At 55.1% G+C, this 11,836-nt stretch carries 11 protein-coding genes; 8 read left to right on the top strand and 3 right to left on the bottom strand.

The window, feature by feature from the left end:
* Positions 1-8 precede the first annotated feature (8 nt).
* From cysD to QMQ05_RS09045, 8 genes are all read left to right on the top strand, one after another.
* Complete coding sequence (cysD, locus tag QMQ05_RS09080; RefSeq protein WP_345469399.1) at positions 9-932, top strand: sulfate adenylyltransferase subunit CysD; 924 nt, start codon at positions 9-11, stop codon at positions 930-932.
* A 2-nt stretch (positions 933-934) separates the two neighbouring features.
* Positions 935-2,230 (top strand): sulfate adenylyltransferase subunit 1, encoded by a 1,296-nt coding sequence (locus tag QMQ05_RS09075; protein ID WP_345469397.1) that lies wholly within the window; start codon positions 935-937, stop codon positions 2,228-2,230.
* Positions 2,217-3,314 (top strand): ABC transporter substrate-binding protein, encoded by a 1,098-nt coding sequence (locus QMQ05_RS09070; RefSeq protein WP_345469395.1) that lies wholly within the window; start codon positions 2,217-2,219, stop codon positions 3,312-3,314. The genes QMQ05_RS09075 and QMQ05_RS09070 overlap by 14 nt, the downstream gene beginning before the upstream one ends.
* Entirely contained in the window at positions 3,314-4,057 is a 744-nt protein-coding gene (locus QMQ05_RS09065) for an ABC transporter ATP-binding protein (protein WP_345469393.1), read from the top strand. The genes QMQ05_RS09070 and QMQ05_RS09065 overlap by 1 nt, the downstream gene beginning before the upstream one ends.
* Positions 4,029-4,886, top strand: coding sequence for an ABC transporter permease (locus QMQ05_RS09060; protein WP_345469391.1), 858 nt, complete (start codon positions 4,029-4,031; stop codon positions 4,884-4,886). The genes QMQ05_RS09065 and QMQ05_RS09060 overlap by 29 nt, the downstream gene beginning before the upstream one ends.
* A complete protein-coding gene (gene cobA, locus QMQ05_RS09055) occupies positions 4,879-5,658 on the top strand; it encodes a uroporphyrinogen-III C-methyltransferase (protein WP_345469389.1) in 780 nt (259 codons plus the stop codon). The genes QMQ05_RS09060 and cobA overlap by 8 nt, the downstream gene beginning before the upstream one ends.
* A gap of 17 nt (positions 5,659-5,675) precedes the next feature.
* Positions 5,676-7,130, top strand: coding sequence for an FAD-dependent oxidoreductase (locus QMQ05_RS09050; RefSeq protein ID WP_345469387.1), 1,455 nt, complete (start codon positions 5,676-5,678; stop codon positions 7,128-7,130).
* A 237-nt stretch (positions 7,131-7,367) separates the two neighbouring features.
* Positions 7,368-8,543: a hypothetical protein gene (locus tag QMQ05_RS09045; protein WP_345469385.1), complete on the top strand. Its 1,176-nt coding sequence runs from the start codon at positions 7,368-7,370 to the stop codon at positions 8,541-8,543.
* 73 nt (positions 8,544-8,616) lie between these two features.
* On the opposite strand, the gene QMQ05_RS09040 is transcribed toward QMQ05_RS09045, so the two are convergent.
* The 3 genes from QMQ05_RS09040 to QMQ05_RS09030 all read right to left on the bottom strand — a co-directional run bounded on the left by QMQ05_RS09040 (position 8,617) and on the right by QMQ05_RS09030 (position 11,789).
* Positions 8,617-8,961, bottom strand: coding sequence for a carboxymuconolactone decarboxylase family protein (locus QMQ05_RS09040; RefSeq protein ID WP_345469384.1), 345 nt, complete (start codon positions 8,959-8,961; stop codon positions 8,617-8,619).
* A gap of 283 nt (positions 8,962-9,244) precedes the next feature.
* The gene (locus QMQ05_RS09035; protein WP_345469382.1) at positions 9,245-9,697 is read right to left on the bottom strand and encodes a DUF2871 domain-containing protein; all 453 of its coding nucleotides are present in this window, start codon (positions 9,695-9,697) and stop codon (positions 9,245-9,247) included.
* Entirely contained in the window at positions 9,690-11,789 is a 2,100-nt protein-coding gene (locus QMQ05_RS09030) for an MMPL family transporter (protein ID WP_345469380.1), read from the bottom strand. The genes QMQ05_RS09035 and QMQ05_RS09030 overlap by 8 nt, the downstream gene beginning before the upstream one ends.
* Between the last annotated feature and the right edge of the window lie 47 nt (positions 11,790-11,836).

Genomic DNA, 11,836 nt, shown 5'->3' with positions numbered 1-11,836 from the left:
AGCACACCATGACTATTACCGCTAACGCCCCCACCGGCACCCAGCGCAGCGTCTTGGACGCTCTGGAAGCCGAATCCATTCACATCATCCGCGAAGTACTCGCCGAATTTGAGAAGCCAGGTCTGCTCTTCTCCGGCGGTAAAGACTCCGTTGTGGTTCTGCACTTACTGGCCAAGGCCGTGGCACCCCTGCGCGTTCCCATCCCTGTGGTGCACATCGACACCGGCCACAACTTCGCGGAAGTACTCAATTTCCGTGATTCGGTCGTACAGAAGTACGGTCTGAACCTCGTGGTCGGTTCGGTACAGGAATACATCGACCGCGGTGAATTGACCGAATTGCCCGATGGAACCCGTAACCGACTGCAGACCCGCGTCCTGTTGGACACCATTGAAAACAACGGATTTGATGTTGTCTTTGGTGGGGCTCGCCGTGACGAGGACAAGGCCCGCGCCAAGGAGCGCATCCTATCTTTGCGTGACGAGTTCGGTGTTTGGGATCCACGCAATCAGCGCCCTGAAATTTGGAGCCTGTACAACGGCCGTCATGAGCCGGACTGGCACGTACGCGCTTTCCCCATTTCCAACTGGACCGAACGCGATATCTGGGCATATATCCAACGCGAAAACATTGAGCTTCCTTCGATCTACTTTGCGCATTGTCGCCAGGTCTTCGAACGCGATGGCATGTGGCGGGCTCTCACCCCGGTCAGCCAGCCCAATGAAGACGAGCCAGTAGTCATCAAGCAGGTTCGTTACCGCACCGTGGGCGATGCCAGCTGCACCGGCGCAGTGCTCTCAGAAGCCGACACCGTCGCCAAGGTGCTCGACGAATTAGCTATCGCCACCGTCACCGAACGTGGAGCCACCCGCGCCGATGACCGCATTTCCGCCGCGGGAATGGAAGACCGCAAGACCGAAGGATACTTCTAGAAATGACCACCACACTTTTGCGCATTGCTACCGCCGGTTCGGTCGACGACGGCAAGTCCACCCTGGTTGGCCGACTCCTGCACGATGCCAAAGCGATCCTTGCCGACTCACTGGACGACATTGCCCGTACCAGCGCTGAGCGAGGCTTCGGCGGTGCCGACGGTACTCTTGACCTTGCCCTAGTGACCGATGGTCTGCGCGCCGAACGCGAGCAGGGCATCACCATCGACGTGGCCTACCGTTACTTCTCTACCGACAAGCGTTCCTTTATTCTTGCCGACTGCCCAGGACACGTTCAGTACACCCGCAATACCGTCACCGGTGCGTCAACCGCGGATGCTGCCATTGTGCTGGTGGACGCCAGGAACGGGGTTCTAGAACAGACTCGCCGTCACTTAGGCGTGCTCGCCCTGTTGCGCGTGCCCCGGTTGGTGGTCGCAGTGAACAAGATGGACCTGATCAACTGGGACGAACAAGCATTTGCTGCCATCGAGACCGAAGTGATCTCCTTGGCTACCGAATTGGGAATTCAAGCCACCACTGTCATCCCCGTCTCTGCTTTGCAGGGAGATAACGTAGTTGAGCCATCGTTGTCGGCGACCTGGTACACCGGCCCAACCCTGCTGGGATTGCTTGAAGAACTAGAGCCCAAGCTCGGCGGTGGCACCGCACGGTTGGACGTCCAATACGTGATTCGCCCTCAGGGTGCACTGGCTCCGGGCCTTGACCCGGAAGTTTACCGTGACTACCGAGGCTACGCCGGAACCCTAGTTGATGGAACGCTGAATGTGGGGGATCGCGTACAGGTGCTCTCCAACGGGCAACCGGTAGCTAGCCGTGTCAAAGCCATCAGCACACCTGCTGGTTCCGCACAGAGTGCACAGGCCGGGGAAGCGATCGTCCTAGAGCTCGAAACCGACTTGGACATTGCTCGCGGTGACACCATTGTCGCTGGTGAACTACCTACCGCCCAGCGCGAATTCCAAGCCAACATTTGCGTTCTGGATCCGGTCAAGCTGACCAACGGCCAACGACTGTTGATCAAGCACGGCACCAAGGTTTCGGCGGCTAAGTTGTCAACCATTGAACACGTGATCAATGTGGCCGATTACTCGCAGCAACCGGCAGACAGCCTGGAACTGAACGATCTTGGCCGGATTACGCTGCGTAGTCAGGCGGGCCTGGCTATCGAGGAGTATGCCTCTTCTCGTACCGGCGGTAGCTTCTTGCTGATCGATCCAACCACCGGGCGTACTCTCGCCGCGGGGATCATCGAGGAAAAACATGAAGCAGCCTGATGCTGTTGAATCCAGCATTAATAGCGACCGAATCCGTCTGACATCACATGGGCAAAAGACCGGCTTTCGTGGCCGAATTCTGGGACTAGTCGCAGTGGGCGCGCTGACCGCTGCTGCCGTGGTGACTTCCTTCTTGCCTGGTCCTAACGAAGTGCCTGCGCAGGCAGCAGATCGTGGTCCGGCTGCGGAGCTGAAGATCGGTTACTTCGCCAATCTCACCCATGCACCAGCCTTGATTTCAGAGTCCGAAGGCATTCTTCAGAAGCATCTTGATGAAGACGGCACGACATTTCAGAGCCAGATCTTCAATGCTGGGCCGGCGGCCGTAGAGGCACTAAATTCTGGGGCCATCGACGCAGCATACCTGGGGCCTAATCCGGCATTAAACAGTTACCTCTCCAGCCATGGAGAGTCACTGAATATCGTTTCCGGTGTGGCCTATGGTGGTGCGAGTTTGGTCGTGAACAAGGACATCACGAAGCCAGAACAGCTAGCTGGTAGCAACTTGGCTAGCCCACAGTTTGGTGGAACTCAGGATGTTGCCTTGCGCAATTACCTGAAGGAGCTGGACTTGAAGCAAGACGCAACGGTCACTCCGAGCTCCAACGGCACCGTGGCACAGCTTTTTGGCCGTGGAGAAATTGATGGTGCGTGGCTTCCAGAGCCTTATGCTTCATTGCTCATCGAGAAGAACGACGCACATCGACTGGTCAACGAAGCGCAGCTGTGGCCCGAAGGTAAATTCCCGACCACCGTTCTCGTGGTCTCAAAGGACTTCATGGCTTCCCATCCGGATACCGTGCAGAAATTGGTTGATGCCAACACTGAGGCCATTGAATGGCTTAATAACGCTGATGAAAAGCAGAAGCTATCGGCGGTACAGAAGGCACTGATCAAGGCCAACGGAAGCTCATTTGACGAATCTGTGATCGCCCAGGCGCTCAAGGAAGTGCACTTCAGCCAGGATCCATTACCTGAGACCTACCAGACTCTAGTAGATCATGCGTTGGCCGTGGAGGTTGGCGCCGGCGGAAATGCCGATGGACTTGTAGATTCACGATTTCTTGAACAGCAGGAGCAGTAATGGGAGTTCTACTTAATGAAGTTTCCCTGAGCTATCCAGGCACCGGATTGGTCATCGACCGGCTGAGCACGGAAATTGACGATGGTGAATTTGTCGCAGTTTTAGGTGCTTCGGGTTGCGGTAAATCATCCCTGCTGAACATGATCGCAGGCCTGCTTGCACCAAGCTCCGGTTGGCTTGAAGTGCCCAAAGATGGTGCGGCCTTCATGTTTCAAGATGCCAATCTTTTGCCATGGCTCACCGCCAGCCAAAACGTCGACTTGGCGCTCAAACTTGCTGGCAAACCGGTCCAAGAACGTGAAGAACGCGTTGAGGAACTACTGAACCTCGTGCAATTGGGCCATGCCAGCGACAAGAAGCCCCATGAACTTTCCGGTGGCATGCGACAACGTGTGGCCTTGGCAAGAGCTTTGGCGCAGGACCGGCAGGTGCTGTTGATGGATGAGCCATTTGCCGCACTGGACGCGATCACGCGCGACATGCTTCATGAGCAATTGCGCTCTCTGTGGGGCCAAACCGGCAAGACCATCATTTTTGTCACTCACAACGTGCGCGAAGCAATCCGACTCTCGGGGCGAATCCTGGTCCTGTCTTCACATCCAGGGCGCATTCTCGAAACGCGTCGCATCACCGATGACCTACGCAATAACCCGACCCAAGCAGCAGCCTTGGGGGATGAACTGACTACTATCCTCAGAAAGGAGCAAAGGAAACATGAGCTCACTGACCGAATCACGCACTGACTTGGCTCCTGTACGGACAATCAAACTACGTCCTAGCAATCGCCTTGATTCATGGGTCGCACCAGTACTCACCGTTATAGTGCTCCTGAGCCTGTGGCAGATCATTTCTTGGGCCAGCCCACTGCGTGAAGATTTGTTCCCTGGCCCATTGGCCGTCGCCGCGAAACTTCCACAATTGCTTGCCGATGGTTCGCTGCTGTCGGCGATCGGAAATTCACTGTTCCGTGCCGTGAGTGGCTTTGCGATTGCGGTGATTATCGCAACCCCGATTGCTTTGCTTCTGGCACACCAGCCCTTGCTCCGTAAAGGTGTAGGCCCGCTGGTTTCAGCGATGCAGGTCCTACCATCTATCGCTTGGGTACCGGCAGCGATCATCCTCTTCGGTTTGAGTGATGCCACCATTTATACCGTCTTGTTGCTTGGCGCAATTCCTTCGATCATCAACGGTTTACTCTCCGGCATCGACATGATTCCCGCACAGTATAAGGCACTTTCGAAGGTGCTCGGAGCTTCTAAGTGGGAGCACGTGATGCACATTGAGTTGCCAGCAGCAATGCCTGGCTACGTCGCAGGTTTGCGTCAGGGATGGGCTTTTGCGTGGCGTTCACTGATGGCTGCCGAATTGATTGCCGTGGGTGGCTCACTCGCTCTTGGCGTTGGCTCACTATTGCAGCGCGGACGCGACCTAGCAGACCTATCACTGGTCATGCTGGTGATCCTGACCATCTTGCTGGTCGGCGTGTTGATTGAATTAGTATTTTTTGCCCCGATTGAACGCAAGCTGTTGCGTGATCGTGGAATGAGTCGAACTGGAGAAAGCAATGGCTAAAGGACATATCACCCTCATTGGTGGTGGCCCGGGCGATCCTGAATTAATTACTGTCGCCGGTTATAAGGCGCTCTTGTCGGCTGATGTTGTACTAGCGGACCGACTTGGTCCTACGGCATTATTGGCGGACCTTTCTGATGATGTTCTCGTTATTAACGTAGGTAAGTCACCGGGCTGCCATGTAAAAACTCAAGACGAGACCAACGAGTTATTGGTCAAGTACGCACTTGAAGGAAAGCACGTGGTCCGGCTCAAAGGCGGAGACCCGTTTGTTCTGGGCCGTGGTGGAGAAGAAATGCTCCATGCTGCCCAATACGGGATCCGTACCCGTGTGATCCCGGGGATCACCAGCGCAATTTCGGTTCCCGGAGCCGCTGGAATCCCAGTGACCCACCGTGGAATCGCCGCTGGGTTCACCGTGGTGAGCGGTCACGCTGAACTGGCAGACGTGCCGATTCGCTCCGATCACACCCTCGCAGTGTTGATGGGAGTATCAAATCTGACACTAATTGTTGAGACATTGCTTACCCGAGGTTTGCCGTCAAGTACACCAATTGCGATAGTTGAGCGAGGTTACTCACAGACGCAGCGCACAACTATCGGTACGCTAGAAGAGATTGTAGTGCGCGCCCGCAAGGCCGCAGTGGCGAATCCGGCCGTCATCGTCATCGGTGATGTCGTTCGGCTAGCCCCGGAAGCCTCCGACCAATTGGTAGACCTCCTGCCGCTAGAGAACGCCGATGCCACCGAGCCGGCCTCATTCGTTGACTAAGAAAGAGAAGTTGTTTGATGAGTGAAATTATCGTCCCTGAGCACCTGGCCTCCCGGGCACTGCGTGTAGCCATCGTTGGAGCCGGTCCTGCCGGAATCTACGCAGCAGACTTGCTGAGCAAGAGCCAGCCAGTTGCCAGCGGTGAACTGAAGCTACACGTGGACCTCTTTGATGAACTGCCTACTCCTTTCGGTCTGATCCGTTACGGTGTATCGCCAGATCATCCACGTATCAAGGGCATTATCAATGCCCTGCACAAGGTGCTGAACAATGACTGGATCGATTTCTACGGCAACGTTGGTTTGGGCCGCGACATCAGCCTTGATGACCTGCGCGCACGGTACGACGCGGTCATTATCTCCACCGGTGCACAGAAGGATGCCGACCTGAACATCCCAGGCATCGACTTCGAAGGCTCCTTCGGTGGCGCAGACTTCGTTTCCTGGTACGACGCTCACCCAGATGCCGATAAGAACTGGGACCTGTCGGCCAAGGAAGTTGCTGTGATTGGTAACGGCAACGTGGCCCTCGACGTGGCTCGCATCCTGTCCAAGCATGCTGACCAGTTGCTGGAAACCGAAATTCCAGAACACATCTACCAGCAGCTGAACGACTCGGCCGTCACCGACGTGCACGTCTTCGGCCGTCGCGGTCCAGCCCAGGTCAAGTTCACTCCTTTGGAACTGCGCGAACTTTCGCATTCCAAGGATGTAGACATCGTGCTGTACCCAGAGGACTTCGAATTCGACAAGGCTTCTGACGAAGCCATGAAGACCAACAACCAGACCAAGACCATGGTCTCAACCTTGACCAACTGGCTCATCGAACAGGAAGAGCGCGAAGAGGCTCCAAGCGCATCACGTCGACTGCACCTGCACTTCCTGCAGTCGCCAGTCGAGGTACTGGGTGAAGACGGCAAGGTCACCGGCCTGAAGGTTGAGCGCAACGAGTTGGACGGCAACGGGGGAGCCCGTGGCACCGGTGAATTTGTTGAATACCCATTGCAGGCAATCTACCGTGCCGTTGGCTACTTTGGTTCCGCAGTGGATGACATCGAGTACGACGGTGCCAAGGGTGTACTCCCAAATGTTGAGGGCCGTGTTCTCGACGCTGCTGGCACACATGTTCCAGGTCTCTACGCCACGGGTTGGATCAAGCGTGGACCTATCGGCCTGATCGGTCACACCAAGGGCGACGCCCTTGAGACCATCACCCACCTGCTCGAAGACCTAACTGCTCTGGCGGAACCTGAATCTTCGCAAGGGATCGCAGAACTGCTCGAAAGCCGTGGAGTTGCCTTCTCTGACTGGGAGGGCTGGAAGAACCTCGACGAGCACGAGAAGGAATTGGGTGCGGCTCAGGGAACTGTCTCCACCCGCTTCGGTGATATCACTCGCGACCGTGTCAAGGTAGTGGAACGCCAGGAGATGCTGGAATTCTCCCGAGCAAAAAAACTAGCTGAGAGTCTGTAAACTTCACCCCAGACTCTAGATAACGCCCCTGGCCGCCAACAGTAGTTGGTGGTCAGGGGCGTTGCGATTTAACCGAGAATTCTGCACAGGGAGCTGGTACGCTTCGCCTAAGGGGAGTTATAAAACTTCCTAGTCATCTTTTATTTTTGGTTTCGAAAGTGGATCGATCCGGTAACTCCATTTTTGGATCACTTGGCACCTTGCCATACGGAGTTCCATTGCTAAAGGAGTATGGCGATGCGTAGCAGTTTCGGCAACACCCTGCGTCATCTTTCCGATGGCACGCGATTATATGGACGTGAGCATCAGGGGCAGGGGCTGGCTGTCTTTCTACTTTGTCTCTACCTGCCGTTAGTAATTCCGTTGCTCCGTAACGGTGTTTGGGTTGACCCAACTGTTTGGATAGAAGAAGTGAGGGTGCCAACCCCGGGATTGCTTTTGGCAGCGTATTCAGTGGTAGTTGCCGTCGTTATCGCACTGGCTCTAACTCCGCCCAGCGCTGTAGCGGCGACTGAATCGACTCCTTACCCGGTGCAACGCCCGGTTAAAACGAAGATCATCCAGAACTGTCGGCTCTTTCTCAACGCCATGATCGCTCTAGGCGTGGTGGGCCTCATCTTTACTTCCGGTGTTGACCGGTGGGAACACTTGCTCGGTTTAGTGGTGGGAACCCTGCTTTTGCAACTCGGCCACCTAGACGAAGTGAATTCTGTGCAGGTCGAATCCGTGCTTCTGATGTTGGGAAAAGACCCACTCGTTGATTATGACCGCTGGTTTGCGCGACGCTGGACTATTGAGCGGACAGCCTTGGAAGCACCCGAATGGACGAAGGTTGTACGCAAGAATTTGGTGTTGGTGATTCTCTGGGTTTCAGTGCAAGCGGTGGCGCTTATTAGCTACATTCTTCTGGTTCACGGCGCAAACGGACTATTCATCCACGCGCTGAGCATCATTTTGCTTTCCGTAGCCGCAGGACTAACTAGCGTTGTGGGACTGAGCTCGGTGCTGGCTTCAACCGTGGTGTCTCGCCATGCAACATCGCGCCGCAGTACTTCATTTTCGATTCATCCTGAATCCTATTTTGCTGCTTTGCTGGTTCTCGCGAAAATTATCACCGTGCTCGTGATGGCAATGCTGCCCTTCTCCTGGCTCAGTGAACAGACCCGGATTGAGACATTGATTTACGTCGGATTCTTGATCCTGGAAATGCTGTTGTTCTTTTCGGCATCCTTGTGGCTTCTGCGCCGCTGGGGCAAGAAAGAGCCCCAAGGTTTTGCCACATCGAATGCTATTGATGCACAGGCGGTAAGGCACCTGTTGAAGAAAAAATCTGCCAAGGACCGTGCCTCCATTCGCGGAGCGGTGATCTATCGTCAGCGATTCAACAAGGCCTTGAAGACCGACGCGGCCTAAGCGCACGAGAATGGAGCGCAGGCCGCCTTGAACAAGTAACTTTGCTCAAGACAGCCTGTAGCAGAGAAATGGATTAGTGCTCGTGTCCTTCTTCGCCGTCGAAGAACTTCATTGCCATGAACCCATGAGTCAACCCACCGCCGGCGCGTAAAGCAGTGGCAATCATGATGGTCTCGGCCAATTCCTGCTCAGTGGCACCTTCCTTGCGAGCAGCCTTCGAATGAGCTTCGATGCAATACGGGCATTGAGTCGTTAGCGCGACCGCAACGGCAATCAGTTCGGTTTCCTTGCGGGGGATAACCTTGTTTTCCCCTTGCAGGGCTACCTTGTCGAATTCAAGGAATGCTTTGTGCGCTTCGGGAGCACCAAGTCGGATATTGCGTGAATACTTCGAATCTGAATGCTCGTGATAGCCCATTGTGGCTCCCATCAGGTTTTAGCGTGACTATTTGAAGATCGCGGAGAGATTCAAGCCGACGATATTTTGACGGTATCACGGAAAAATACTCAAACCGTTAGGTGAGTCACACCTATTGGTTTGGGTGGAAGTCGGAGAACCCTGCGCATTCGACGCTTGAAGCTTGGAAGTCATTCCACGGCGAAAACCGACCTTGGCCACGAACGGTACTGAAGATCTGCCGAAATAAGAATGGCGCGCCCGTCATTCTGAAGGGCGCGCCATGGCTATTGAAAATGCGTGATTAGTTGGTTGCTGGATCCAGCTGAGGTTTCACGGTCTGCTTCTTATCTGACACGCTACGACGGAGCATAACGAACAGGAGAATCATTCCTGCAGTCAGAGACATGTGTCCAAGTCCCGCGATCCCAGAGATCATCTTGCTTGACTCAATACCGAGGATGGTGAGCATCCCGTGCGTGGTCATCATTGCCGCGGTGAGAATGACGCCTGCGTTATAGGTCCAGAGGAACCAAGCGTAGAGCTTGCGGTGTTGGCTAAGATTGAATGCTTTCTCCAGTAGTAGCACTAGGAGGAAGACCAGGAACCCCAAGACCAGCAAGTGGGTATGGACGATTGACAGTTGCGAGTAGCTACCTTCTGGGAAGTCGTTGTTTTTGCTGAACTCACGGTAGAACAGTCCTGAAGCTACACCGACCAGCATGTAGCTGAAGGCAATGTTGACGAGTTTACGCATGGAAGACGATCTCCTTGTTATCTGAATCGGAGGCGGCGATGTTTTTTGAGTGACGTGAGCCGAACAGTGGGCGGCCCGAACGTCCCAGGGAAGCGAAGAGCGCCGGTAGCAAGAGCGTGCGAACCACGAAGGTATCGAGCAGGACGCCCAAACCAACGATGAGTCCAAGCTGTCCAAGCACCATCAGCGGCAATGCGGCCAAGGCGGCAAAGACGCCAGCTAGTACCAAGCCCGCGCTCGTGATGACAGAGCCGGTGTGAGCTGCTGCTTGGCTTACTGCCTGTCGCAATGGCATAGTTGCCGTGTTTTGTTGCACGCGTTGGGTGAAGAAGATCGTGTAGTCAACCCCCAGTGCAACAAGGAAGACGAAGGCAAGCAACGGAACTTGGATGTCCAAAGCATCGACTGAAAATACCAGCGAGGATACCAAAGACCCGATACCAATGGCCGCTGCGGCACTGAGCAGGTTCACTAGCCCTAAGGTTAGGGCCGTACGCCATGAACGCGTAAGCCAACCCAGAGCGATGAAACAGATCAGCATGATCAACGGTGCAATCAGTAATAGATCGCGCAGGTGGCCTTGGTCTGAGTCGTATTGTTCGGCAATCTGTCCTCCGACGAGAACGGAAGCACCTGTTTGATCAGCCGAGACTTCCCTTAGGTTCTTGACAAGTTCCAACGCCGGCGCAGAGCCAGGGTCTGCGGAAGTCACCACCATGAACTGTTGCCACGGTGTTCCTTCAATATCGGTAGGAGTGCCAACCCGGGCAACGTCAGGCAACTTAGCCATGTCTTGACGCAGGTCAGTGGAATTGCTGTCATCGGTTAGGACCGTGATCGGCAGCGCTTCGCCGGCGGGGAAATGTTCCACCAGCGTAGTCATGGCGCTGGCCGACTCTGTGGGGGTCCTAAACTGTTGCGTTTGATCCAACCCCAAACGCGTTCCGGCTAGAGAACCAACCAGGATGACCAAAAGCAGAGCCAATGACGCGAAATTCAGTACTGGTTTGTGCATCGCGGCCGAAGCCATACGAGCGAAGATGTTTTCTTTCGGCTCGGCCTGACCTGGACGCGGAATCAGAGGCCAGAATGCCTTGCGGCCAGCCATGGCGAGCACCGGTGGCAACAATAGCAACACGAAGGATGCCGCGATCAGAAGCCCAACAGCACAGACAATTCCCAAACCGCGAGTATCTTCCATCATGGCCAGACCCAAGGTGAGTAGCGCGAAAACGACGGTGAGGTTTGAAGTGAGGATTGCTTCAAAGCTAGATACCCATGCGCGGCCCAGCGCGGTGCGGTGCTCATCATTACGGCGAAGTTCTTCGCGATAGCGCGAAATCAGTAGCAGCGCATAGTTGGTACCCGCGCCAAAGACGAGAACACTCAATACCCCGGAATCGAAATGCAGGCCAAGCCAGTTACCCAAAAGATTGGCAATCTTTGATGTTGTTCCATCGGCCAGACCCACCACCGTTAGTGGCAACAGCCACAAAACGGGGGAGCGGTAGGTAACGATCAGCAAGATTGCGACAATCAAGATGGTCACTGCCAAGAGCGTGAAGTCGGCTCCGGCAAAGGCCTGAGTGATATCTACAGCGAAGGCCGTGGAACCGGTAACCTGCTGGACCACTCCTGCCACTGGATGCTCAGAGATCCAACTGCGGATATCACTAAGCGTGGCCCGGTCCGCATCATCTGAGACGGTATTCCATGTAACCGGCACCATCAAGGCGACAGAGTCTTCGCTGGCTAGTGGGTGCCCAACGTTCACCGACAGGTCCTTGGACATGTCCTTGAAGTGATCGCTGAGCTCTTGTGAAGCAGCGGGGCTAACCTGCTGCCCGTTGGCTCCACTGGCTACCAACAGCGCTGTCGTGTCGTTATTGCTCGAATTGGCTTCAATAATTTGGGCTACCTGGGCCGAATCGGAACCTTCAACAAGTGTTCCGCCTGCCCTTTTGGGGGCTTGAACCCCGCTGAGAATGCCAAAGATTAGGACGACCACAACGGTGATGCCGACGGTCCATAGGCGGGCGTCCCGTTTACTGGTCAGGGACCGGCTGAGCCTGGTTAAGACTGGAGTTTTCATACTTTCCAGTCAACTAGTTTTCGCTTTCTTTGCCGTCGTGGAATGGG

The organism is Glutamicibacter sp. B1, from assembly GCF_039602135.1.
Lineage (GTDB): Bacteria > Actinomycetota > Actinomycetes > Actinomycetales > Micrococcaceae > Glutamicibacter > Glutamicibacter ectropisis.
This window is presented reverse-complemented; position numbering and strand designations above follow the sequence as displayed.

What these genes read in the sequence shown, in the direction of transcription:
- cysD (WP_345469399.1), top strand. Translation starts at nt 9, where the DNA reads ATGACTATTACCGCTAACGCCCCCACCGGCACCCAGCGCAGCGTCTTG.
- QMQ05_RS09075 (WP_345469397.1), top strand. Translation starts at nt 935, where the DNA reads ATGACCACCACACTTTTGCGCATTGCTACCGCCGGTTCGGTCGACGAC.
- QMQ05_RS09070 (WP_345469395.1), top strand. Translation starts at nt 2,217, where the DNA reads ATGAAGCAGCCTGATGCTGTTGAATCCAGCATTAATAGCGACCGAATC.
- QMQ05_RS09065 (WP_345469393.1), top strand. Translation starts at nt 3,314, where the DNA reads ATGGGAGTTCTACTTAATGAAGTTTCCCTGAGCTATCCAGGCACCGGA.
- QMQ05_RS09060 (WP_345469391.1), top strand. Translation starts at nt 4,029, where the DNA reads ATGAGCTCACTGACCGAATCACGCACTGACTTGGCTCCTGTACGGACA.
- cobA (WP_345469389.1), top strand. Translation starts at nt 4,879, where the DNA reads ATGGCTAAAGGACATATCACCCTCATTGGTGGTGGCCCGGGCGATCCT.
- QMQ05_RS09050 (WP_345469387.1), top strand. Translation starts at nt 5,676, where the DNA reads ATGAGTGAAATTATCGTCCCTGAGCACCTGGCCTCCCGGGCACTGCGT.
- QMQ05_RS09045 (WP_345469385.1), top strand. Translation starts at nt 7,368, where the DNA reads ATGCGTAGCAGTTTCGGCAACACCCTGCGTCATCTTTCCGATGGCACG.
- QMQ05_RS09040 (WP_345469384.1), bottom strand. Translation starts at nt 8,961, where the DNA reads ATGGGCTATCACGAGCATTCAGATTCGAAGTATTCACGCAATATCCGA.
- QMQ05_RS09035 (WP_345469382.1), bottom strand. Translation starts at nt 9,697, where the DNA reads ATGCGTAAACTCGTCAACATTGCCTTCAGCTACATGCTGGTCGGTGTA.
- QMQ05_RS09030 (WP_345469380.1), bottom strand. Translation starts at nt 11,789, where the DNA reads ATGAAAACTCCAGTCTTAACCAGGCTCAGCCGGTCCCTGACCAGTAAA.